25 protein-coding genes and 1 riboswitch are annotated in these 23,237 nt (G+C 63.8%); of the genes, 11 read left to right on the top strand and 14 right to left on the bottom strand.

Translation table 11 applies throughout. The annotated features are described in order from the left end of the window. Positions 1 to 23: 23 nt before the first annotated feature. The 6 genes from tolB to ydfG all read right to left on the bottom strand — a co-directional run bounded on the left by tolB (position 24) and on the right by ydfG (position 5,039). On the bottom strand, positions 24 to 1,316 hold the full coding sequence (tolB, locus tag HV744_RS06005) for a Tol-Pal system beta propeller repeat protein TolB (RefSeq protein ID WP_175148617.1): 1,293 nt from the start codon (positions 1,314 to 1,316) through the stop codon (positions 24 to 26). Between the two features lie 137 nt (positions 1,317 to 1,453). After that, complete coding sequence (gene tolA / locus HV744_RS06000) at positions 1,454 to 2,467, bottom strand: cell envelope integrity protein TolA (protein ID WP_175148616.1); 1,014 nt, start codon at positions 2,465 to 2,467, stop codon at positions 1,454 to 1,456. Further along, positions 2,464 to 2,910, bottom strand: coding sequence for a protein TolR (tolR, locus tag HV744_RS05995; RefSeq protein WP_175148615.1), 447 nt, complete (start codon positions 2,908 to 2,910; stop codon positions 2,464 to 2,466). Before tolR ends, tolA begins: the two co-directional genes overlap by 4 nt. Before the next feature lie 10 nt (positions 2,911 to 2,920). Continuing rightward, complete coding sequence (gene tolQ / locus HV744_RS05990; protein ID WP_175148614.1) at positions 2,921 to 3,598, bottom strand: protein TolQ; 678 nt, start codon at positions 3,596 to 3,598, stop codon at positions 2,921 to 2,923. Between the two features lie 156 nt (positions 3,599 to 3,754). Continuing rightward, positions 3,755 to 4,234, bottom strand: coding sequence for a tol-pal system-associated acyl-CoA thioesterase (gene ybgC, locus HV744_RS05985; protein WP_175148732.1), 480 nt, complete (start codon positions 4,232 to 4,234; stop codon positions 3,755 to 3,757). Between the two features lie 58 nt (positions 4,235 to 4,292). Beyond that, positions 4,293 to 5,039, bottom strand: a complete 747-nt coding sequence (gene ydfG, locus HV744_RS05980) for a bifunctional NADP-dependent 3-hydroxy acid dehydrogenase/3-hydroxypropionate dehydrogenase YdfG (protein ID WP_175148613.1) — start codon at positions 5,037 to 5,039, stop codon at positions 4,293 to 4,295. Between the two features lie 238 nt (positions 5,040 to 5,277). Continuing rightward, positions 5,278 to 5,386: riboswitch (ZMP/ZTP riboswitch) on the top strand. Between the two features lie 166 nt (positions 5,387 to 5,552). Here ydfG and glyA point away from each other — a divergent pair. From glyA to HV744_RS05945, 7 genes are all read left to right on the top strand, one after another. Beyond that, positions 5,553 to 6,800 carry a serine hydroxymethyltransferase gene (gene glyA, locus HV744_RS05975; protein ID WP_175148612.1) on the top strand — a complete coding sequence of 416 codons (1,248 nt, stop codon included), beginning with the start codon at positions 5,553 to 5,555 and terminating at the stop codon, positions 6,798 to 6,800. A 6-nt stretch (positions 6,801 to 6,806) separates the two neighbouring features. Beyond that, entirely contained in the window at positions 6,807 to 7,289 is a 483-nt protein-coding gene (gene nrdR / locus HV744_RS05970; protein ID WP_175148611.1) for a transcriptional regulator NrdR, read from the top strand. Positions 7,290 to 7,486: 197 nt separating this feature from the next. Then, on the top strand, positions 7,487 to 8,053 hold the full coding sequence (locus tag HV744_RS05965) for a GspH/FimT family pseudopilin (RefSeq protein ID WP_425497677.1): 567 nt from the start codon (positions 7,487 to 7,489) through the stop codon (positions 8,051 to 8,053). Beyond that, entirely contained in the window at positions 8,050 to 8,496 is a 447-nt protein-coding gene (locus HV744_RS05960; RefSeq protein WP_175148610.1) for a type IV pilus modification PilV family protein, read from the top strand. Before HV744_RS05965 ends, HV744_RS05960 begins: the two co-directional genes overlap by 4 nt. Further along, entirely contained in the window at positions 8,493 to 9,302 is an 810-nt protein-coding gene (locus HV744_RS05955; RefSeq protein WP_175148609.1) for a PilW family protein, read from the top strand. Before HV744_RS05960 ends, HV744_RS05955 begins: the two co-directional genes overlap by 4 nt. A gap of 155 nt (positions 9,303 to 9,457) precedes the next feature. Next, positions 9,458 to 9,901 (top strand): pilus assembly PilX family protein, encoded by a 444-nt coding sequence (locus HV744_RS38220; RefSeq protein WP_175148608.1) that lies wholly within the window; start codon positions 9,458 to 9,460, stop codon positions 9,899 to 9,901. Between the two features lie 10 nt (positions 9,902 to 9,911). Then, entirely contained in the window at positions 9,912 to 10,343 is a 432-nt protein-coding gene (locus tag HV744_RS05945) for a type IV pilin protein (protein ID WP_175148607.1), read from the top strand. Between the two features lie 28 nt (positions 10,344 to 10,371). On the opposite strand, the gene HV744_RS05940 is transcribed toward HV744_RS05945, so the two are convergent. The 3 genes from HV744_RS05940 to HV744_RS05930 all read right to left on the bottom strand — a co-directional run bounded on the left by HV744_RS05940 (position 10,372) and on the right by HV744_RS05930 (position 11,786). Further along, positions 10,372 to 10,851: a DUF3318 domain-containing protein gene (locus HV744_RS05940; protein ID WP_175148606.1), complete on the bottom strand. Its 480-nt coding sequence runs from the start codon at positions 10,849 to 10,851 to the stop codon at positions 10,372 to 10,374. A gap of 116 nt (positions 10,852 to 10,967) precedes the next feature. Beyond that, positions 10,968 to 11,354, bottom strand: a complete 387-nt coding sequence (locus tag HV744_RS05935) for a phage holin family protein (RefSeq protein ID WP_175148605.1) — start codon at positions 11,352 to 11,354, stop codon at positions 10,968 to 10,970. Between the two features lie 129 nt (positions 11,355 to 11,483). Beyond that, the gene (locus tag HV744_RS05930) at positions 11,484 to 11,786 is read right to left on the bottom strand and encodes an ElaB/YgaM/YqjD family protein (RefSeq protein WP_028198798.1); all 303 of its coding nucleotides are present in this window, start codon (positions 11,784 to 11,786) and stop codon (positions 11,484 to 11,486) included. Between the two features lie 339 nt (positions 11,787 to 12,125). Here HV744_RS05930 and HV744_RS05925 point away from each other — a divergent pair, with 339 nt between their 5' ends. Then, positions 12,126 to 12,764, top strand: a complete 639-nt coding sequence (locus tag HV744_RS05925) for a peroxiredoxin (protein WP_175148604.1) — start codon at positions 12,126 to 12,128, stop codon at positions 12,762 to 12,764. 163 nt (positions 12,765 to 12,927) lie between these two features. Here the strand turns inward: HV744_RS05925 and HV744_RS05920 are convergent, their stop codons facing one another. Beyond that, positions 12,928 to 14,118, bottom strand: coding sequence for an acyl-CoA dehydrogenase (locus tag HV744_RS05920; protein WP_175148603.1), 1,191 nt, complete (start codon positions 14,116 to 14,118; stop codon positions 12,928 to 12,930). Between the two features lie 94 nt (positions 14,119 to 14,212). Here HV744_RS05920 and HV744_RS05915 point away from each other — a divergent pair, with 94 nt between their 5' ends. Further along, complete coding sequence (locus tag HV744_RS05915) at positions 14,213 to 14,998, top strand: IclR family transcriptional regulator (protein WP_175148602.1); 786 nt, start codon at positions 14,213 to 14,215, stop codon at positions 14,996 to 14,998. Between the two features lie 41 nt (positions 14,999 to 15,039). On the opposite strand, the gene HV744_RS05910 is transcribed toward HV744_RS05915, so the two are convergent. Next, complete coding sequence (locus HV744_RS05910) at positions 15,040 to 15,873, bottom strand: EAL domain-containing protein (protein ID WP_175148601.1); 834 nt, start codon at positions 15,871 to 15,873, stop codon at positions 15,040 to 15,042. 295 nt (positions 15,874 to 16,168) lie between these two features. Between HV744_RS05910 and hmgA the strand changes: the two genes are divergently transcribed. Both hmgA and fahA read left to right on the top strand, forming a co-directional pair. Beyond that, on the top strand, positions 16,169 to 17,515 hold the full coding sequence (gene hmgA / locus HV744_RS05905; protein WP_175148600.1) for a homogentisate 1,2-dioxygenase: 1,347 nt from the start codon (positions 16,169 to 16,171) through the stop codon (positions 17,513 to 17,515). Then, complete coding sequence (fahA, locus tag HV744_RS05900) at positions 17,512 to 18,813, top strand: fumarylacetoacetase (protein WP_175148599.1); 1,302 nt, start codon at positions 17,512 to 17,514, stop codon at positions 18,811 to 18,813. The genes hmgA and fahA overlap by 4 nt, the downstream gene beginning before the upstream one ends. Before the next feature lie 15 nt (positions 18,814 to 18,828). Here the strand turns inward: fahA and HV744_RS05895 are convergent, their stop codons facing one another. The 3 genes from HV744_RS05895 to HV744_RS05885 form a co-directional block, all read right to left on the bottom strand. Continuing rightward, on the bottom strand, positions 18,829 to 20,556 hold the full coding sequence (locus HV744_RS05895) for a PQQ-binding-like beta-propeller repeat protein (RefSeq protein WP_175148598.1): 1,728 nt from the start codon (positions 20,554 to 20,556) through the stop codon (positions 18,829 to 18,831). A gap of 126 nt (positions 20,557 to 20,682) precedes the next feature. Next, positions 20,683 to 21,843 (bottom strand): MFS transporter, encoded by a 1,161-nt coding sequence (locus HV744_RS05890; protein ID WP_175148597.1) that lies wholly within the window; start codon positions 21,841 to 21,843, stop codon positions 20,683 to 20,685. A gap of 206 nt (positions 21,844 to 22,049) precedes the next feature. Further along, positions 22,050 to 23,216, bottom strand: a complete 1,167-nt coding sequence (locus HV744_RS05885; RefSeq protein WP_175148596.1) for an MFS transporter — start codon at positions 23,214 to 23,216, stop codon at positions 22,050 to 22,052. Positions 23,217 to 23,237 lie beyond the last annotated feature (21 nt).

Below are 23,237 nucleotides of genomic sequence, written 5' to 3'. Positions count from 1 at the left end.
CTCCTTGTGTTATTGCATCAACGTTATTGCATAAACGGGCCCCAGGACGGCTCGCGTACGCTGCCACCCTGAACGGACAGGACCTGCCGAGTGCGACCGTCGGTCGATACTGCGGCCAACACGCCACGGCCGTTCACCTGTGTGGCGTAAAGAATGTACTGACCATTCGCCGCGAAGCTCGGCGATTCGTCATGTGTCGTGTCCGTCAGGCCCGTGGCTGTTCCGCCTTGCAGGTCCTGGATATACAGCTTGAACCCGCCGCCGACGCGCGAGATATAAGCGAGCTGCTTGCCGTCCGGGCTCACGCGCGGGCTGGTGTTGTAGCTGCCCGTGAACGTGACGCGTTGCGCGGCGCCTGAGCTTTCGCCCTGGGCCGGCATTTTATAGATTTGCGGTGCGCCGCCCCGGTCGCTGGTGAAATAGATCGACTGGCCGTCAGGGGAGAAGGCCGGCTCGGTGTCGATCGAGCTGCCTTGCGTGAGACGCCGCAGGCCGCTGCCGTCCGCGTTGACGGCGAAAATCTGCGTGTTGCCGGTGCGCGACAGCGCGACGGCGAGCGTGCGCCCATCCGGCGACCACGCCGGCGCACTGTTATTGCCCTTCTGATCCGACACGACCACGCGACGGCCCGTGGGCAGGTCGTGGATGTAGACGATCGGCTTCTTCTTTTCGAACGAAACGTAGGCGACCTTGGTGCCGTCAGGCGACCACGCCGGCGAGATGATCGGCTCGGGGCTCGACAGCGCGATGTGCGCGTCCTGGCCGTCCGAATCGGAGACCTGCAACTGGTAACGGCCACCGGTCTTGATGACGTACGACAGCCGGGTGGCGAACACGCCGCGGCCGCCCATCAGCTTCGCGTAGATGTAGTCCGCGACCTTGTGCGCGCTCATGCGCAAGCCGCTTTCCGGGCTTACCAGCACGAGGCCGCCGAGGCTTTCGCCCTTGACGGTGTCGTACAGCTTGAAGCGCACTTCGTACTGGCCGTTCGGCAGGCGGTTGACGCTGCCCGACACGAACGCATTGGCGCCCTTGGCCTTCCAGGCGCCGAGATCGACGGAATCCGACTCCGACACCGGCGTGGAGCCCGCGTCAATGTTCGTGAATTTGCCGCTGCGTTGCAGATCCTGACGCACGATCGTGCTGACCTGCTGCGGCGAGTTTGCCTCATTGGCGAAATTCGCCGTGGCGATAGGAAACTGGGTGGACCCGACGCCCGTCACGAGGACGTTCAGTTGTGCGTTGGCGGTGCCGCCAACGGCGATCAGGCACGATGCTACGAGTGTCCGCAGGCCTAGCTTGGTCATCAAACTCATGCTGTATGGATTCCCCAAAAACGGTTTTACTAACACTTCACGACAGCAGACAGACCGGGAAACGATTAATTCGTTCCCGGGCGCGCCCCGCCGGGCGGGACGCCGCGTCCGCTGTCAACGGACTCTCAAGGTGCTGCTCAACTTGCCGGACGCAGCGTAATCAGGAAGTTGTCCGGCGTCTTGCCATTGGTGTCCAGCGGCATCGGATCGGTGCGACGGACCGCCCGCAATGCGGCGGCGTCCCACGCGGCATTGCCGCTGCTGCGGGAGACTGTCGCGTTCAGCAAGGTGCCGGTCGGCGAACAACGCACCGAGACCACGGTTTCCAGACCTTCCTTTTCGCCACCCCACGAGACGTTCGGGAGCACCGCTCGACGCACCTTGTCCGCGTAACCCGGCGAGGCCGCCGTGCCGCCCGAGCCGCTGCCCGTGCCACTCTTGCCCAGCCCGTTGCTGGACGAACTGGTGCCGCCGACCGCGCCCTGCATCTGCGCGAGACGCTCACGACGTTCCGTGTCCAGCTTCTTCGTTTGCGCCGCGGCCTCTGCCTGGGCCTTGGCCTTCGCTGCTTTCTGCGCATCGGCCTTCTTCTGCGCTTCAGCCTCGGCTTGCTTCTGCTGTTCCTGCTGCTGTTCTTTCAGCTGCTGCTGCTTTTGCTGTTCGGCCAATTGCTGCTGCTTCAGCTTGTCGGCCTGCTGCTGTTGTTGTTGCTGCAGTTGTTTTTGCTTGGCCGCCGCGGTTTTCTGCGCAGCCTGATCGGCGGCCAGTTGCTGCTGACGCTTCGCCTCGGCTTCCTGCTGCGCCTGCAGCTTCTGCTGACGTTGCTGTTCAGCCAGCTGCGCCTCGCGAGCGGCTTCCTGTTGCTGGCGCTTCTTTTCCTGCAACGCAATGTCGGCCTGCTCGTCACGCAACGGCGGGGCAGGCGGGGCGGTCGGCACGGGCGGCGGTGGAACGGGGCGCGGAGTCGCCGTGTCCGGCACTTCGGTCCACAGCTCCGCTTCCTCGCCTTCGGGGGTGCTGTTTTGCCACTGAATGCCGTGATACAGGAAGAACCCGAGCAGCACGTGCATCACCAGCGCGAACACAAAGGCTCGCCCGGTGCCGCGTTCACGCGGTGGCTGGAGCGGGTATTCGGAATTCTTGCGGATCATTGCGATTTGACGAGCAATCCAACGCGCTTGACGCCCAGGGCTTTCAGCTCGGACATCACGTTCATCACGATTTCGTACTTCACGGTTTTGTCGGCGGCGATCACGACCGGCTGATCAGGATGCGATTGTGCCCGGTCGGCGATGAAACCATGCAGGTCGGCTTTCGTCATGTTTTCCTGCTGCTGCGCGCCGGAATCGTCCTTGTATTTGACGCTCATGTTGCCGTCCGCGCGAATGTTCACGATCACGGGCGGGGTTTGCTGCTGCGGCGCGGCGCCACCGACGGTCGGCAGATTGACGATCGACGGCGCGACGAGCGGCGCGGTCACCATGAAGATCACGAGCAGCACGAGCATCACGTCGATGTACGGAACGACGTTGATGTCGGCCATCGCGCGGCGCGACCGGGAGCCGCGCATGCTGGAGGAGCGAGAGCCTGCCATCGTGGACTCCTTACTGTGCCTGGCGCTGCAGGATGTTCGAGAACTCTTCGATGAAGGTCTCGAAGCGGATCGCCAGACGGTCGATGTCGTGCGCGTAGCGGTTGTAGGCAACCACGGCCGGAATCGCGGCAAACAGGCCGATCGCGGTAGCCGTCAGCGCTTCGGCGATGCCCGGCGCGACGTTCGCGAGCGTAGCCTGCTGGACGTTGGCGAGGCCGCGGAACGCATTCATGATCCCCCACACCGTGCCGAACAGGCCGATATACGGGCTGACCGAGCCGACCGACGCGAGAAACGCGAGGTTGGCTTCGAGCACGTCCATTTCGCGCTGGAACGCGGCCCGCATCGCGCGCCGTGCACCGTCGAGAATCGCGCCCGAATCGTTCAGGCGCTTTTCCTTGCCCTTCAGGAATTCGCGCATGCCGGACTCGAAAATCCGTTCGAGCGCGCCGATCGTATGGCGGTTGTTCGCGGCGCTCTGGTAGAGCGCCTGCAGGTCGCCGCCCGACCAGAAATCGCGTTCGAAACGTTCAGTTTGCGCGCGCGCACGGCGGATCGCAAACCACTTGCGGAAGATAAAAGTCCACGACAGCAGCGACAGCAACAGCAGCAGGGCCATGACGGCCTGCGCCAGCAGGCTCGCGTTGAGTATTAGTGAAACGATCGACAGATCTTGTGTAGTGTTCATAAAGGTTCGTTTTAACGTCCCGGGAAGGGGGCGTCCGGCTGCAAGGCCGCTCGAAGCTTGCCGTGAGCAAAACGGAAGCTTCGGCGATATTGCAAGCCGAACCATGCTTTGTGTTGCTTGATCGGTATGGGTTCACTGGCCCCGTAACAACGGCGGTCAGACATTGTTCGTTGACATGCCGCCGTTGCTCACGCCCGGCCCGCGCCGCAAGGCGGCGAGAACCGGGGGAGGAATCGCGGCCGGCCGCAGCGCAACGCGGTCGACGCAGCCGACCCGGATCGAACTGGTGGCCAGCAGCGTTCCTTCACGCCACGCTTCCTGCGCGAAGTCTACCGAAGCCCGGCCCAGACGTTCGATCCGGCTGACGATTTTGACGACGTCGTCAAGCCGGGCCGGTGCCCGGTAGTCGACCGCGGTGCTGCGCACGATAAACATTGCGCCGGTTTCGTCCGCGAGCCGGTTCTGGTCGACGCCGCACGCGCGCAGCCATTCGGTGCGCGCCCGTTCAAAAAATTTCAGGTAGTTGGCGTAAAACACGATGCCGCCGGCGTCGGTGTCTTCGTAATACACGCGGATTGGCCACGTGCAGCCGATTTCCGTGCCAGGCTGGCTGGTCGACATATTCATGCCGCGCATTTTACCGGAACGCACACCCCGGGGTCTGTTTCAAAGTGTGCGCCCCGTCTGACGGGCGTTAGCCGCGATGAATCGTCAACCCGGCGAACGATTGGGCCACCGGCATCAGTTCGATCGTGTTGATGTTGACGTGAGCCGGGCGGGTGGCGATCCAGTAGATTGAATCCGCGATATCTTCGGCCGTCAGCGGCTGGACGTTTTCGTAGACTTTGCCGGCTTTTTCATCGTCGCCGCGAAAACGCACGTTCGAGAATTCGGTGCCGCCGCACAGACCCGGTTCGATGTCGGTGACGCGCAGCGCGGTGCCGGCCAGATCGGCGCGCAGGTTCAGGCCGAACTGGCGCACGAACGCCTTGGTGGCGCCGTAAACGTTGCCGCCCGCGTAAGGCCAGCGGCCCGCCACCGAGCCCAGATTGAAGATGTGCCCGCGATTGCGTTCGATCATGCCGGGCAGCAGCGCATGCGTGACCTGCACGAGGCCCGTGCAGTTGGTCTCGATCATCGTGTTCCATTCGTCGAGGCTGGCCTTTTGCGCCGGCTCGACGCCGAGCGCGAGGCCGGCGTTGTTGATCAGCACGTCGATTGCGGCGAAGTCGGCCGGCAGCGCGGCCGGCGCCGCTTCGACGGCGGCGCGGTCGCGCACGTCGAGTTCATATGGCAGCAGCGCGTCGCCGAGTTCGTCGGCGAGTGCCTGCAGGCGGTCTTTGCGGCGCGCGGTAGCGACGACGCGATGGCCGCCCTTGACAAAGGCGCGAGCGATGGCGGCGCCGAATCCCGCGGACGCTCCGGTGACAAACACGATCATTGCAGTTCCCTGGTCGGTAAGCGAGAAAGGCCCCAAGCCTACTTCCAATGCGGCGCTGCGGCAAGGATGAACCAGCCGGATAAGTGGCTGTGGCAGGCGCGCGCAGCGGATTCCCGGCGCGTTTGCGCGACCCGCTTGCGCGCCGTGTGGCGCGGCGCAGCGGCCTGTCCCGCCGGCCTGCGCCGCCGCATCTGGAAGCCGGTTGCCTATTCGATCCTCTTCCAATAAACTAACGCGCTCGACCCTGCGTGACTGGCGATAGAACCGATTCAACCAATCGGGTTCAAGGTGGAACAACCCACCGTGAAGCGCAGGGTGCCGTTTTGCCGTTCGCCTGGGCAGCCGTGATCCGCGCGCATTTGTCTGCGCTGACGGTGGCTGTCCTGCTTCGCGTGTGCGGCGATTCTCCGTTCGCCACGTCAGGGCTGGCCCAACCGCCAGCAGCGCTGCGTACCCTCTACGCAAGATTCGGCGCATGATCCGGTCAACCTGAACCCACTCAACGGAATCCGTATGTTTGACAGAGCCCAAAGCACCATCGCGAACGTCGATCCTGAACTCTGGAAGGTCATCGAGCAGGAAAACCGCCGTCAGGAAGAGCACATCGAACTGATCGCGTCGGAAAACTACACGAGCCCGGCTGTGATGGCTGCGCAAGGCTCGCAACTCACCAACAAGTACGCCGAAGGGTACCCGGGCAAGCGCTACTACGGCGGCTGCGAATACGTCGACGTGGCCGAGCAGCTGGCGATCGACCGTGTGAAGCAACTGTTCGGCGCCGAAGCCGCCAACGTGCAGCCGAACTCCGGCTCGCAGGCGAACCAGGGCGTGTTCTTCGCGATGCTCAAGCCGGGCGACACGATCATGGGCATGAGCCTCGCGCACGGCGGCCACCTGACCCACGGTTCGCCGGTCAACATGTCCGGCAAGTGGTTCAACGTGGTGAGCTACGGCCTGAACGAAGCGGAAGACATCGACTACGATGCCGCTGAGAAGCTCGCTCAGGAACACAAGCCGAAACTGATCGTGGCGGGTGCGTCCGCATTCGCGCTGCGTATCGATTTCGAACGCATGTCGAAGATCGCCAAGTTGGTCGGCGCTTACTTCATGGTCGACATGGCGCACTATGCCGGTCTGATCGCCGCGGGCGTCTACCCGAACCCGGTGCCGCACGCCGACTTCGTCACCACCACCACGCACAAGAGCCTGCGCGGCCCGCGCGGCGGCGTGATCCTGATGAAGGCCGAGTTCGAAAAGCAGATCAACTCGGCCATCTTCCCGGGCATCCAGGGTGGTCCGCTGATGCACGTGATCGCCGGCAAGGCCGTCGCGTTCAAGGAAGCGCTGTCGCCGGAATTCAAGGCGTATCAGCAGCAAGTCGTCGAAAACGCGCGCGTGCTGGCTGAAACGCTGGTCAAGCGCGGTCTGCGCATCGTGTCGGGCCGTACCGAAAGCCACGTAATGCTGGTCGACCTGCGCGCAAAGAAGATCACCGGCAAGGCAGCGGAAGCGGCCCTCGGCGCGGCGCACATCACCGTCAACAAGAACGCGATTCCGAACGATCCGGAAAAGCCGTTCGTGACGAGCGGCGTGCGTCTCGGCTCGCCGGCCATGACCACGCGCGGCTTCGGCGTCAAGGAAGCCGAGCAGGTGGCTAACCTGATTGCCGACGTGCTCGACAACCCGGAAGACACCGCCACGATCGAACGTGTGCGCGGGCAAGTCGCCGAGCTGACGCAACGCTTCCCGGTTTACCGCTAAGCCGTCATGCATTGTCCCTTCTGCCGCCACGCCGATACGCAGGTCGTCGACTCGCGCGTATCCGAAGACGGCGCGACGATTCGCCGGCGCCGCCGCTGCCCGGCCTGCGACAAACGTTTTACGACGTATGAGCGGGTCGAGCTGGCGTTGCCGTCGGTCGTCAAGAAGGATGGCAGCCGCACGGAGTTCGATCGCCGCAAGATCGTCGCGAGCATGCAGCTGGCGCTGCGCAAGCGCCCAGTGGCAGCAGACGCGATCGACGCGGCGGTCGCCCGCATCGAGTATCAGTTGCTCGGCAGCGGTGAGCGCGAGGTGCGCAGCGAGCGCCTCGGCGAACTCGTCATGAACGAGTTGCGTGCGCTCGACACCATTGCCTACGTTCGTTTCGCCTCCGTTTACCGGCGCTTCGAAGACGTCTCCGAATTCGAAGACGTGATCGAAGAATTCCGCCGCGCCTCTTCCCCGCCCAAGCCTGGCCGCAAGCGCTGATCGCAATCGGACTGCGCATTGCTTTTGTGTCGCCGTTGTCTCACGCGTTAATTCACGCATCAGTATCTCCCGCTCCGTGATGGTTCGTCGCGTGCATTGTTGCGCGGGATAGCGTCCGAGTGCCACCTGGCCATCCGGCCGATTGTTGAGCCGTTTGCAAACCGCTAGATTGGCTGCATTCTTCGAAATGATCAGGGATGCAGATGAAATACGATGCGTTTTGCCGCCCTTCGCGCGGCGGCTTCACACTTGTCGAAACGTTGGCCGTGATCGCGCTGCTGGCGGTCGTCGCGGTGATGGCGACGCCGTCGTTCGTCGCGTGGCACGTGCGCGATCAGGTCGATGCACGTGCGAAGGCGCTTGCGTCGACGCTCGCTTATGCGCGCAGCGAGGCGTTGCGCCGCGGCGCACGCGTCACCGTGTGCCGGATCGACGCGGCGCGAGCTTGCCTTGCTGCGGGCCAGCCTTGTGGCGACGGGATCACCGACTGGTCCTGCGGCTGGGCCGTACTGGCGGATCGCGGCGGCACGCTCTCCCTGCTTCGCGCGCAGCCACTGCTTGCGGCGGTGAGCATCACCGGCGTGCAGACGAATCTCACGTTTACGCCCCCAGCGGGGCAATTGATCGGGACTTTTCGCAGTTTTGAAATCGCGCCGCGAGCACCGACCAAGGCGACGCAAGGGGACAAGTGGCGACGCTGCATCCGTATCGCGGCGGGCGGCCGCGCGCGGATTGCCGAGGGCGCGTGTGGAGCGGCGTCATGATGCGATCTTCCCCAAAGACGCGCTTGCGCCGCTGCGCGCCGAAGTGTCGCGGCAGCTCGCTGATCGAAGTCATGCTGGCGGTCGCACTGATGGCGGTAACAGCGCTCGGTCTGATCGCAGGTCAACTGTGGAGCGCGCGCGAAGGCCGTGCGATGGCGATGCGCGAACACGCGGCGTGGATCGCCGATTCCGTCGCCGAAGCGATGTACGCACCTTCGACGCTCGATGTTGCAACCAGGCAATGGAGCGCGCGTGCAAGCGTTCTCTTGCCGCATGGCGAAGCGTCGATAGGAGAGAGTGCGGGAGTGGCGGCGGCGCTTGTGACATGGGCTTCCGTGCCCGACCTGCCGCGTGCCGATGATGTGATAGACAAACCCGAGTCTTGTGGCGGAGCGGATGTTCCCGCGGGCTCCTCGTGTGTCGCGTTGGCGTTCGCGAAATGACGCTGCGTTGGCATCCTGCTCGCGGTCATACGCTGCTCGAGTTGGTGATCGCAATGGCGCTGGGACTCGTGGTGACGGCGGGGGCCGTGTCGCTCTACACAACGCAGCGAAGCGCGTTCGAGTACGCGAGCAACGCGATGCGAATCCGCGAAGCCGGTTTGACCGCGTTGACGCTGATTGGCCAGCAACTGCAAATGGCCGGCTTCGTACCCGCCGACGTCGTGCGTTACGACGGTCCTCCCTTGCTATTCGGATGTTCGGCCGGCCGGCCGACGGGCGCTGACGCCAGCCTTGCCTGCACGAAATTATCCAGTGGCTCCGATGGTGTCGCAGTCCGTTACGTGGGAGACAGCGTGTCCACGTGGCCATCTGCAACCAGACAGGCCACCGACTGCCTGGGACAAGCCGTGACAGGCAACACCGCGGCGCTCGCTGACCAGGGCGTGCTGGTCGTCAACCGGTACTTTGCCAGCGTCAGCGGGTCGACCGGCGAGCCGGAGCTCTACTGCGAAGGCAACGGCAACGCGGGGTCCGCGCAGCCGCTGGTCGAAGGTGTCGAGCGCGTGCGGATCAAATACTGGCTGGCCGGCGCTCTTGTCGCGATAGACGCGTCGGCGGTGCTGGCCGATCAATGGACGGAGATCGTGGCCGTCGATCTCTGTGTGCTCGTACGCGGTGCGCCACAGGCGCAGCGTTCGCGCTATGTCGATTGCGACGGCGTGAGCGCGCTCGGTGCCGACTTGCGGCCGCGGCAGGCGTTCTCGCGGCGTGTGGCGTTGCGCAATCATGCGGAGGTTTCTCTGTGACGAAGCGACCGGAAACAGCGGAGCGCCACGCGCATGAGACGCGCCGTCGGCGTCACTATGAGCCGCAACACTTACTCGACCGCAGTCGCAGTGATCATGCTTCACGTGTTCGGCACAGCGGCGTCGTATTGCCGATCGTGCTGCTCATTTCAGCCATGATGTTGGCGACTTCGGCGGTCTGGTTCGAAACCTCGCTCGCTGCGGCTCGCGCGGCTACCAACGTGCGCGACTATCTGCAGGCTTTCCATGCCGCGGATTCGGCGCTGAATTTGTGCTCCCGCAGTGTCATCGCCGCAGGCTCTGAGGCAGCGGCGGCGCCGCAGGTCGCGTCCGGCGAGCCGACTCAATGGAAAACCGAAAGCGCATTTGAAGCCGGCGCCATCACGCCCTTCGCGCAATGGCCCGGATCGCTGCGCGCGCCGCAATGTCTGATCGAGGCCTGGCGTCTTGCGACTCGCGCTGACGCCCGAGCCTATTTACTGACCTCGCGCGGCTTTGGCCGGACCAACGAGTCGCAAGTGTGGCTGCAGATGGAATTGGTGATCGACGGCGACGCGATTGAACGTCATTGGCGACGCGTCGCCGCAAGTCCATTTTGATGGGAGGCTCATGACCAGGCCGTACACATCCGCATTCACGCTGCTTGAACTGATGATCGCGTTGGCGATAGCCGCTACGCTGGCCGCATTTGCAGTGCCTTCGTATCGCAGTCACGTCGCGCGAACACATCGTATCGACGCGGCGTCCGCGCTGTATCGGGCAGCGCAATTCGTCGAGGGAGCGGCAAGCGACGGTGTGTCGAGGTTGCCTCCGGGTTTGGACCAGGCGCCACAATTCGGCACGCCGATCTATCGCCTGCGTGTGCTGCCGGCGGACGACGCAAATGGCGGCTATTCGATAGAGGCTGCGCCGGGCGAGTCTGGCCCAATGAGCGATGATCCTTGCGGCACTTTTACGCTTGACGCGACAGGGCAGCGAGGCAATAGAAATGGTGCAAACGGTTCGACGCCGGCAACTAGTGAATGCTGGAATACGACCTAACGACCAACAACACTCCGCCACCAATACCTCAATACCCGCTATCCACCGAATCAGCCTTGTCCCGAGAAGCCCCAGCGGAATCGTGTTTCATCTGCTGCCAGATCCGATACGCTTCCCAGGCCGCAAGCCCAAGGCTCCCCCACTTGAGGGCGGGCTTTGCACCGGCTACGACAGTCGCGCGCAGCGGCTTGGCGAGCAACATCGAGATGATCGAGCTGATGAACGGATACTGTTTGAGCAGCGCGCCGATGGTCCCCGCATTGATAAAGCTGGCCTTCGACCCGCGGCGAGTCCGCATGCCGCCAAAGCCCGGCACGATGAATTTCAGCCAGCTGAAGTGCGTGACCGCCTGGCGCAATTCAATGGTCGCCTGGGCGAGCTCGATGCGCTGGACGTCCGCACGCACCAGCAGCAATTCCTTGCGTAGCGCTCGCAAGTGCGGCGCGCTCAGCTCTTTGGCATGCGGGCGCCTGTTACGGAATGCGGTATCGGAACGGCTCTGGCTCATGGTGTGTCGGCGGCAGTGGAAGTGGGACGGTCAACGACGCTGCAAAACGGCGCTGCAAATCGCTTGAAATCTCAACGAAGCCGGGCGCTGAAGCCGCGCCCGCTACGCCTTCTGGGTCACGGCTTGCGGAACACCTCGCGGTCTTTTTCAAACTCGGCGATGGTCGCTTCGAACACCAGCGGCGCATTGCGCAAACTGCTGCGCGCTTTCAGCGCACAGGCGAGGCCCGCAATCGCATAGACCGCGGTGATGCCGGCGAGCGACTGCCATCGGTAGGTATCCCAGAACGCAATGGCAATCAGTGCAGTCAAGGCGATCAGCGCCATCGAGGCAAGCATCATCGCGGCAAGGCCAAGGAACAGCACGCCGAGCAGACGGTCTTTCTCTTCGGTGATTTCGATGCCGACCAGTTCGAGCCGCGTCTGCAGAATGGCAAACACGGACCCGATGATGCGGCGCAACGGACTCTGTTCTCCGCGCTGCGATTGTGATTCGATCGTCATGGCTGTGGGCGTTGCGCGTGAAGGCGCGCGCAAACGTGCGCGCCAAGAGAAGCGGACCGGCCAGGCATGCGCCGGTCAACTCGATTCACCGATGCGCCGGACATGAATCGTCCGACGGCCTCACCAGTGTTACTTGCGGTTGATCAGCAGCCCCAGCAGCACGCCGGCGCCCGCGGCAATGCCGATGGACGCCCACGGATGCTCATGCACGTAGTCGTCGGTGGCGCGGGCAGCCTTCTTGCCTTTCTCGACCACCACGACCTGTACGTCAGCCGCCTTTTCCTTAGCCTGCTTCAAACGCGTAAGCGCCGTTTCACGCAATTCCGAAGCGCGCTCGCCGGTGGCGCTCGCGGCCTGCTTCAGCAGATCCTCAGCATCCGCGAGGACGGTTTTGATATCCGACATCAATCTCTCCTTGTTGACTTCCGACATTGACAACTCCCCTTCGTCTCACGCCACGCGTGAATCGTAACCAAAGAAACGGCCGCTGGCGAGCGCAGTGCCCGGTTGATTCCAAACAGCGCACGAACCGTTCCTGATTAAGCAAAGCATGAAAACACCCTTTGGAGGGTAATGCAGCCAAAGTTTGCCTATGATGGAGTTGATCTGTCCCGCAAAGTTTCCATCAAATCGACGAAAATTACAAAAGCGCATAAAGTAGTGGCGCAATATTCGTTCGTCGTGTTCCGTCGTTGCCATATGCTTTATCTTTGCGGGGCGCCGCGGGCAAACGCTCGCGCGATATATCCCAACCACCTGAAGGAGATACACATGAGTCTACGTCTCGGCGATATTGCGCCGGACTTCGAGCAGGAGTCGAGTGTTGGCCGCATCAAGTTTCATGAATGGCTGGGCGATAGCTGGGGTGTGCTGTTTTCGCACCCGGCCGACTTCACGCCGGTCTGCACGACCGAACTCGGCTTGACCGCCAAGCTCGCCGACGAGTTCGAAAAACGCGGGGTGAAGACGATTGCGTTGTCGGTCGACAGCAACGAGTCGCACAAGGAGTGGATTAAAGACATTAACGAGACTCAAGCCGCCAATGTCGGCTTCCCGATTCTCGCTGACCGCGACCGCAAGGTTTCCGAGCTGTACGACATGATCCACCCGAACGCGAGTGAAACGCTCACGGTCCGTTCGCTGTTCGTGATCGATCCGAAGAAGAAGGTCCGTCTCATGATTACGTACCCGGCCAGCACCGGCCGCAACTTCGACGAAGTGCTGCGCGTGATCGACTCGCTGCAACTGACCGACAACCACTCGGTCGCGACGCCGGGCAACTGGAAGCAGGGCGATGACGTGGTGATCGTCCCGTCGCTGCAGGACCCGGAAATCATCAAACAGAAATTCCCGAAGGGCTACAAGGCGCTGCGTCCGTACCTGCGCATGACGCCGCAGCCGAACAAGTAAGCGGTTGATGGGCCGCGAAGCGCGCCGTTTGGCTCGTAGTTGGCTCGCAGTTGGCCGTAACCCGGCGCTGCAATGCAAAAGGCCGGTTCAGGATGAACCGGCCTTTCTTGATCGGGCGGCGAAACACCACCACGATCCGCACCATCAGCGCATCAGCAAACTATCAGAAAAACGCCTGAATGCCCGTTTGCGCGCGCCCAAGAATCAGCGCGTGAATGTCGTGTGTGCCTTCGTACGTGTTCACCACTTCGAGGTTCACCAGATGCCGGGCGATGCCGAACTCGTCCGAGATGCCATTGCCGCCGAGCATGTCGCGCGCGAGCCGTGCAATGTCCAGCGCCTTGCCACATGAATTGCGCTTCATGATCGACGTGATTTCGACGGCCGCGGTGCCTTCGTCCTTCATACGGCCCAGGCGCAACACGCCTTGCAGGCCGAGCGTGATCTCGGTCTGCATGTCGGCGAGCTTCTTCTGGATCAACTGGTTCGCGGCGAGCGGCCGGCCGAACTGCTTGCGATCCAGCACATATTGACGCGCGGTGTGCCAGCATGCTTCGGCGGCGCCGAGCGCGCCCCACGCGATGCCGTAGCGTGCCGAGTTCAGGCACGTGAACGGGCCGCGCAAGCCGCTGACTTCCGGGAAGCGGTTCTCTTCCGGCACGAACACTTCGTCGAGCACGATCTCGCCGGTGATCGAAGCGCGCAGGCCCACCTTGCTATGGATGGTCGGCGCAGACAGTCCTTTCCAGCCCTTCTCCAGAATGAAGCCGCGGATCGAGTCCTTGCCGTCTTCTTCGAGCTTCGCCCACACGACGAACACGTCGGCGATTGGCGAATTGGTGATCCACATCTTCGAGCCCGATAGCGAATAGCCGCCGTCGACTTTCTTCGCCCGCGTGACCATGCTGCCCGGATCGGAGCCGTGGTTCGGTTCGGTCAGGCCGAAGCAGCCGATCCATTCGCCGGTGACGAGCTTCGGCAGGTACTTCTCCTTTTGCGCTTGCGAGCCGAATTCATAAATCGGCACCATCACCAGCGACGACTGCACCGACATCATCGACCGGTAGCCGGAATCGACGCGCTCCACTTCACGCGCGATCAGACCGTACGCGACATAGTTCAGACCGGGACCGCCATATTGCTCGGGAATCGTCGGGCCGAGCAGGCCGAGTTCGCCCATCTCGCGAAAGATCTCGATGTCGGTTTTCTCGTGGCGGAACGCCTCGAGCACGCGCGGCTGCAGCTTGTCCTGCGCATAAGCCGCAGCGGCGTCGCGCACCATGCGTTCGTCTTCGGTGAGCTGCTGATCCAGCAGCAAAGGGTCTTCCCAGTGAAACTGCGCGGCTTCGGCCATGACGTATCTCCTGATTTCCAGCTCGATCCAAGCTTGACTTAAGTTCCGCTATGCGAAACAATGTTTTGCAAACCACGCCCGAGTGTACCACCCTATGACGACTGCATCCACTCTCTCTGAACCGCTCGACGAGCGCAAATTCGTCGTCGCCCTTGCGCGCGGGCTGGATATGCTGCGCGCGTTCAAGCCGGGCGAAACGATGCTCGGCAACCGGGATTTCGTCGAACGCACGGGTTTGCCGAAGGCGACCGTCAACCGTCTCGCGTACACGCTGACAGTGCTCGGCTATCTGCGGCTCGATGAAACCCTCGGCAAATATGCGCTCGACGCCGGCGTGCTGTCGCTCGGTTTCGCGCTGCTGTCAGGCACCGACACGCTCGAACTCGCGCGCCCGCACATGCGCACGTTCGCGCGCGAAGTGGGCGCGGCGGTTTCGCTCGGTTGCCGCGACGGGCTCGACATGATTTATCTCGAAACGATTCGTAGCGAAACCGCGCTGACGCTCGGGCTGGCATCCGGTTCGAAACTGTCGATGCTGACGAGTTCGATGGGGCGCGCGTATCTGGCCGTGCAGCCGGCCGATGCGCGTGCCGCATTGCTGGTCGAACTCAGGAAGGCGGCGGGGAAAATGGGCGCAGCGCTGGTTGCCGATGCCGAGGCGGAAATCGAAGCGTTTGCGAAAGAGCGCTGCTGCTATTCGTTTCGTGCGTGGCACGACGATGTGAACGCGGTCGCGGTGCCGTTTCGCGAGCCGCGCGAAGGGCGCTGGCTGGTGCTCAGTTGCAGCGGGCCGGCGTCGTCGATGGGAGAAGAGGTGTTTCGCGAGAAGGTCGCGCCGCGGCTGAAAGCGCTCGCGCGGCGTCTGGGCGATACGGGTTGAATCGGCGCATACGCGGGGGCGCAGGTATCGCGCGTGCGGGTTCAGGCCGCCCGGTCATGATAATGCGCGGTGAACAACGGCCCTTGCACGAAGCGCACGTCGTACTGCTGCAAGGCGAGGAACTGCGCTTCATCCATCACGCGATTGAAAATCAGCGGAATCCGCAGCCGGCCCGCATAGCCGACTAGCGGCTTGACCGTCGCATCGCGCAACGCGACGGCGGCATCCATCTTGATGAAGTCGAGCCGCGCCGCTTCCGACACCGACAGAATCTGCCCCGCGTTGGACAGATTGCCTGCCACCTTGAACCCATAGTGCTGATAGCTCCTGGTCAGATAGGCGAGAAAGGTCTTGTGCGCGACCGCCGCAGCCGGCAACTCGATCACCACCCGCGACGGGTTCAATCCGAACGACATCAGCACGGTGGAAAAATGCCGTCCATGGTCGTACTTCACGCTCTTGAGCAGACGCTCGTGCACGCGCAGAAAGAGCAGTCCGTGCCGCTGCGCGCCGAAGAAATTGATCGCGTGCAGCGCGCGTGACATGCGGTCGAGCGCGACCAGTTCCTGATCGTCGCCGATGCGGTTGAACGGATCGAACACTTCGAACGGCGCCGCGCCGAGTTGATAGGTGACGGCCTGAAACCCGAGCTCATCGCCGAAACGGTCGACCCCCTCAGCCCCCGACGACAGCGACTGCGCAAGCGCATGCACGCTGATATCGAAGATCGGCTCGTAGGCGCTGGCGAGTTCGATGCCGTCGAATTGCGCCAGCGCGATATCGCTATGCACGCCTTGCCCCATCACCAGATGTTCGCCGAGAAACGGGTGAGCAGCGGCGCGGGCAATGAGATTGGGGATGGTCGGCGGAATCATGGAGGCGAGTGGATGGCGACAAGGGATGCGCACGCGGCGCTCGGCAACGCGACTCAATTGCCGCATCTATTGATGGTAGCAGTCCGCAATACGCTCACATGAACAAAATGCTCATAACGTTATTGGCCGAACGCCGGTGTGTCCGGGCTGCGGGCGGTGGCCCGGGCGAATTTCAGGGTATACGTTAATTTCACTATGCGTAATTCGTTTTACAGTACGTAAATTACAGCGCGGCCGCGATCCTGGCCGCCGCCCGCGCGAAATGAAAAGATCGAGTACCCACGGAGAACCTTGCATGGATACCCCAACCCGTACGCCGACGACCGCCAGCTCGCGGCTCGAAATCGAGCCAGGCTATCAATCGGGCTTCGCGAACGAATTCGCGACGGAGGCATTGCCCGGCGCCTTGCCGGAAGGCCGCAATTCGCCGCAACGCGCGGCCTATGGTCTGTACGCCGAACAATTGTCGGGCACTGCGTTCACCGCGCCGCGCGGCCATAACCGCCGTTCGTGGCTGTACCGGATCCGTCCGGCGGCCGTGCATAAGCCGTTCACGCCGCTGCCATCGGAGCGGCTCGTCGGCAATTTCGCCGAGGTGCCGCCGACGCCGCCGAACCAGTTGCGCTGGGACGCGTTGCCGATGCCGGCCGAGCCGACCGATTTCATCGACGGCTGGGTGACGATGGCGGGCAACGGCGCGGCCGAAGCGATGAACGGCTGCGCGATTCACCTGTACGCGGCGAACCGTTCGATGAAAGACCGCTTCTTCCACAACGCCGACGGCGAATTGCTGATCGTGCCGCAGGAAGGGCGCCTCGCTATCGCGACCGAAATGGGCCGCCTCGAACTCGCGCCGTTCGAGATCGCGGTGATCCCGCGCGGCGTGCGCTTCGCGGTGAGCCTGCCGGACGGTGCGGCGCGCGGCTACATCTGCGAGAACTTCGGCGCGTTGCTGCGCCTGCCGGATCTCGGCCCGATCGGCTCGAACGGCCTCGCCAATCCGCGCGACTTCCTCACGCCGCATGCCGCCTATGAAGACCGCGAAGGCGACTTCGAACTCGTCGCGAAGATGAACGGCAATCTGTGGCGCGCAGCCATCGCCCATTCGCCGCTTGATGTGGTCGCGTGGCACGGCAACTACGCGCCGTACAAGTACGACTTGCGGCGCTTCAACACGATCGGCTCGATCAGTTTCGACCATCCGGACCCGTCGATTTTCCTGGTGCTGCAATCGCAAAGCGACACGCCGGGCGTCGATACGATCGACTTCGTGATCTTCCCGCCGCGCTGGCTCGCCGCCGAAGATACGTTCCGTCCGCCCTGGTTCCATCGCAACGTCGCGAGCGAGTTCATGGGCCTCGTGCACGGCGTGTACGACGCGAAGGCCGAGGGCTTCGTGCCGGGCGGCGCAAGTCTGCACAACTGCATGACGGGTCATGGCCCGGATGCCGACACGTTCGAAAAAGCATCGCGGATCGATACGTCGACGCCGAACAAGGTCGGCGACACGATGGCCTTCATGTTCGAGACGCGCACGCTGATCAAGCCCACCCGTTTCGCACTCGAAACCGCGCAATTGCAGGTGCATTACTACGAGTGCTGGCAAGGTCTCAAGAAACACTTCAACCCGGAGCAACGATGAACGCATTGAGCGATCTTCAGGCGACGCTCGAGCCGTCGCGCAAGAGCTGGGTCGAGTCGGCCAACGATTCGGCTAACAATTTTCCGGTTCAGAATCTGCCGTTCGGCATCTTCAGCGACCGGCACAACGACGCGCGCCGCGTGGGCGTCGCGATCGGCGACGAGATCGTCGACCTGGCCGCGTTGCAGGCGGCGGGTCTGTTGAACCTGTCCTCGAAGGCTGACGTCTTTGCGCGCGACACGCTCAATGATTTCATCGCGCTCGGCCGCGACGCGTGGCGCAGCGTGCGCATCCAGTTGAGCAAGCTTCTCTCGAGCGATACCGCGACGTTGCGCGATGACGCTGACTTGCGCGCGAAATCGCTGGTGCACCAGGCCGACGCGCAACTGCATCTGCCGGTGCAGATTCCCGGCTACACCGATTTCTATTCGTCGAAGGAGCACGCGACGAATGTCGGCTCGATGTTTCGCGATCCGAAGAATGCGTTGCTGCCGAACTGGTCGGAGATGCCGATCGGGTACAACGGACGCGCATCGTCGGTGGTGGTGAGCGGCACGCCGGTGCGTCGTCCCAATGGTCAGTTGAAGCTGCCGGATCAGGAGCGTCCGGTGTTCGGCGCATGCCGCAAGCTGGATATCGAACTGGAAACGGGCTTCGTGATCGGCGGAGGCAATGGGTTGGGCGAGCCGATCGCGTGTGCCGAGGCCGAAGCGCATATCTTCGGCATGGTGCTGCTGAACGACTGGAGCGCGCGCGATATCCAGCAATGGGAATACGTGCCGCTCGGCCCGTTCAACGCGAAGACCTTTGCGACCACGATCTCGCCGTGGATCGTGACGCTCGATGCGCTTGAACCGTTCCGCGTCGCGCAGCCGGTGCAGGAACCGCAGCCGCTCGCGTATTTGCATCACGATGGCGAGCATGCGTTCGATATCCACCTCGAAGTGACGCTGCGCCCGCGCGAGGCGAAGCAGGCGAGCACGATTGCGCGGACCAACTTCAGGCACATGTACTGGACGATGGCGCAGCAACTCGCGCATCACACGGTATCGGGCTGCAATACGCGAGTGGGCGACCTGATGGGTTCGGGCACGATCAGCGGCCCGACCGGGGACTCGTACGGCAGCCTGCTCGAACTGACATGGAACGGCAAAAAGCCGCTGGAGTTGCGCGAAGGCGGCACGCGCACTTTTCTCGAAGACGGTGATGAGCTGACGCTTGCCGGCTGGTGTCAGGGTGACGGGTATCGCGTGGGCTTTGGCACGTGCGCCGGTGAGATTTTGCCGGCGCGGCGCTAGGCGACAAGTGGCCGTTCACCCCTTCAGCAAGCCGAACACCGCAACTCCGTTCGTCGTCCCGACATACACTTTGCCGTTGACAATCATCGGCGTGATGAACTTGTTGCCCGCGCCGAACTGGTCGCGGGTGCCCATCTGGTTGCTGTTGTACAGCTCGGCGAGACTGGCCGGATCGAAGGCATGCAGCGCCGCCATGTCGCCATTCTCCGCCGCCCACACAATGCCGTTCGCCGAGCCGTTGGCGGAGATGCTGGGTGTCGTCCCGGGATAGGCGAACGTCATCGCGGTCTGCGCGGACGGCGTCGCCGACAGCTTCGCATTGGTCAGCGTGAACGCCTTGAGATGATCGCCGACCGAGCCGAAATAGATCCGGCCGTTGAAGTAGGCGGCCATGCCGAACTCCCCGCCGCTCAACTGCCCCGCGATTTCCTGATAGATGTTGTCGCCCGCGGCATTGAATTTGCCCATCGAATCGCGGTTCAGCACATAGATGATGTCGTCCTTGCCCGTGCCGAGCGTGAGGTGCTGGACGACGCCGCCTGCATCGGTGAGATCGGGCAGTACGATTGCGCCGCCGGAGCCGAGGTCTTCGTCGGTATTGGACTCCTGAACGGTGTTCGACATCGTGAAGTAATCCGCGACCGCAAGACCGCCTGCCGTGCCCAGTTTCAGAAACGCATTGCCGAAGTTGCCCTGGGTGGGAAAGCCACCGGAGTTCAACGTGGTGTCGAACGTGCCGTTGCCGCCGAGCAGATAGATCGACGAGCCATCCGACGCAGGCCCGGCTCCGCTCATCCAGATTGCGCCGCCCGAACCGTTCGGCGTGACGTTGAGCACGCTGGTCTGCTGCAAGGTGTCTGCGCTATAGCCCATCACCCAGCCTGTGTAAGCGCCGGCGTCGCAATGCGACGTCCACGTCGTGTAGATCACGCCGCCGAGCAGCAGCAAGCCCGCGCGTTCCGCATACGACGACGGCGCAAACACGACGTGGCCGTTCGCGCTGTTCGCGCCGTTGCCGGGATAGGTGGCGGCCACTTCCGCTGGCCCGTTCAGCAGCTCCGCGCCGCTCGCGAGGTCGAGCGCGTGCACGCGCTGATGGTAGGCGCCGCTCGCGTCTTTCGACATCGCGACAACGTAGATCGTGCCGTGCGCGCCGCGCGCGCGGTCGATGACTGGCGTCGACGTGATGCCGATCTCCCGTGTGATCTGAGCGCAACCGAGATCGTCGCTCGGCGTTTCGCCGGTGTTGAGCGTGCGGGCCTGCCATAGTTGCGCGCCGCTGTCGGCGTCGAGGGCGAACACGCTGTCGTGCTCGGTCACGACGTACAGCACGTTATGCGTGCCCCCAGCAATCGTCAGCGAGCCGACAAAGAGCGGTTGTGCGTCGACCTTGCCGTCGACGGCGAAAAAGCCGATCTTGCCGAACGTCGTCGCGTTGACGTTGGCGGGCGTCAGGATGGCTTCGTTGAGATTCTGGCCGGTACGGGCGATGTCGTTGTGGTAGGTGACGACGTCGTGCGTGGCAAGCATGGCCGTGCCGCCCGGCGACGTGCCCATGCCGCCAGCGCCAGGGCTCGTGCCACCGGTGCCGCCGGTACTGCCGGTGCCGCCGGCCGCGCCGCTCGTTCCTCCGTTTCCGCCACCGCCGCCCCCTCCGCCGCCACAATCTGCGAACAGCATCGCGGCCAGCAGGAGCAATGCGCAAAGGAGGTAAAAACGGCGCGGGGCAGGTCGAGTTTCCATGGCGGACTCCCCATTGCGTACGGCGGCGCCATCAAGCATGGGCCGTTCAGCGAAGTGCCGTGCAATGTGGCATCAAGATTAGCACCACGCGTATTGTGCGCGGCGCCAGCTTTGAGCGCTCAGCCGTCAGCCGCTGGTGCGCAGGGGCGCACGCCGCTTTTCCCACCAGACGGCGGCGAGAAACACGAGTGCCGCGCAGAGCAGCACGCCGACCATTGCGTCGTTGCCGACGCTCTTCATCAGCGCACCGGCCACCAGCGGGCCGCCGAAACTGGCCACGCTCCACGACGCGCCCACCAGCGAACTTGCCGACACCAGCGCGGCGCCGCGAAAGCGCTCGCCGCACGCGACCAGCGACAACGTGTAGATCGCGCCCGCGGCCGCGCCGAGCACATACAGCAGCGGCCAGCATAGCCACGGCGACGTCATCGCCCAGGGCAGGAACGGCAGCAGCGCCACGACGATCACCCCGCAGCCGATATGCACGTGCTCACGGCCGAGCCGGTCGGCGAGCCAGCCGAACGGAAACTGCATCGTCGTATCGCCGAGCAGCAACGCCGACGCGAACAGCACGGCCACCTCGCTGGTGATGCCATGCGACATCGCGAAAAGCGGCAGCAGCGACAGCGCGATCGTGTCGAATAGCGCGAAGAAGCCCGTGCCGACCACGAGCGCGGGCATCTGCGGCAACACGTGACGCCAGCTGCCGTGCGCGGCGTGCTCTTCGCCGCAGACATGCGGTGTCGTGCGGATGGTGGCGAGCATCGGCAACGCCAGCAGGAAAATCGCGCCGCAGATAAGGAAGCGCCAATGCGTGAAGCCGGCGATCTGGCTCACCAGCACCGGACCCGACATCTGGAACAGCGTGAAGTTGGTCGCGTAGATCGCGATCACGCGGCCACGCGATGCGTCGTCGGCCAATTGGTTGACCCAGGCTTCGCCGATCGTGAACAGCAGCATCAACGCCGCGCCGCACAGCACGCGCAACAGTGCCCACAGCCACAGGTTCGACGTGAGCTGCATCAGCGCGGTGGCGAACGCGACCACCAGCACCCCGCCGACGATCACCTGGCGGCCGCCGAAGCGCGCCGCGATCCAGCCGGCCAACGGCACGACGACGAGCCCGCCGCCCGCTTGCGCCGCGGTCAGCAGGCCGACCACGTCGGTGCCGTAGCCGGCTTGCGCCAGCGCGAGCGCGGTGAGAGGCAGCGTGGCGCCGCTGCCGAGTCCGACGACGGCGACGCTGAGGATCAGGGCGAGGAAATCGCGGGTGAAGATGACTTTCATCGGCCGAGATGCTACTACGGCCGCGGGGTGTTGGCACTCTTGCGGTTTTGATGAGGGCGCGAGCTTGCGGTCTGCGGCGCGCGGTTTGCTGTGAAGGCGAGGCGAGTCCGCGATGGGCCGCGCGTTGCCATGTGCGAGCCGCCGCGAGCGATACGCGACGAGCGGAGAGCGGCCGCCCGTTCAGCCAGCCGCCGTCACGCTTGACTCTAACCCGCCACTGCCATCCTCTGCGCCCGCCGGTCGATCGACACCGACCACAGCGTCAGCATCAGCGCGCCGATCGACGTCGCCACGCCGACCCACGGCAGCGTCGTGAGCGGCGCGCCCGCGCCGATCGCCATACCGCCCAGCCATGCGCCCGTCGCATTGCCGAGGTTGAATGCGCCCTGGTTCAAGGTCGAGGCCAGATTCGGCGCGTGGCTCGCGCGGTCGACGATCAGCATTTGCAGCGGCGGCACGATCGCGAAGGCCAGGATGCCCCACACGAAAATTGTGATCATCGCCGGAATCTGCGCGTGCATCGTGCCGGCGAAGACGGTCAGGATCACGACGATCGCCAGCAGGAACGCGACCAGCGACGGCATCAGCCGCCAGTCGGCGAGCTTGCCGCCGAGCGTGCTGCCGACCGTCAAACCGAGGCCGAACAGCAGCAGCACGAGCGTGACCGCGTGCGGCGTAAAGCCGGCCACCTCCTCGAGAATCGGCGTGATGTACGTGAAGGTGGAAAACAGGCTGGCCGACGCGAGCACGCTGATGCCGAGCACCATCAGCACTTGCGGGTTTTTCAGCACGCTGAATTCGTGGACGAGGCTCGCCTTCTGCATCTCGATCTTCGCCGGCAGGCACACGGCGAGCGCGGCCGCCGCGGCGATGCCGATGCCCGTCACCGCCCAGAAGGTCGCGCGCCAGCCCACCGCCTGGCCGAGCGCCGTGCCGAGCGGCACACCCAGCACGTTGGCGAGCGTCAGGCCGGTGAACATCAGCGCGATCGCTTGCGCGCGGCGGTTCGGCGCGACGAGTCCCGCCGCCACCACCGAGCCGATGCCGAAGAACGCGCCGTGGCAGAACGCCGTGACGATGCGCGCGGCCATCAGCACCGCGTAACCCGGCGCGACCGCGCACAGCAGGTTGCCGACGATGAACACGCCGATCAGGCTCATCAGCGCCTTCTTGCGCGGCATGTTGGCGACCGCGATCGCGACGATCGGCGCGCCGATCGTGACGCCGAGCGCATAAGCCGACACCAGCATGCCGGCAGCCGGAATCGAAACGGACAGATCGCGCGCAACATCGGGCAGCAGCCCCATGATCACGAACTCGGTGGTACCGATTCCAAACGCGGCAACGGCAAGGGCAAGCAGGGGCAAAGGCATGGTGACGGAGTGTGAATCGGC

This window comes from Paraburkholderia ultramafica, assembly GCF_902859915.1.
GTDB lineage: Bacteria > Pseudomonadota > Gammaproteobacteria > Burkholderiales > Burkholderiaceae > Paraburkholderia > Paraburkholderia ultramafica.
This window is presented reverse-complemented; position numbering and strand designations above follow the sequence as displayed.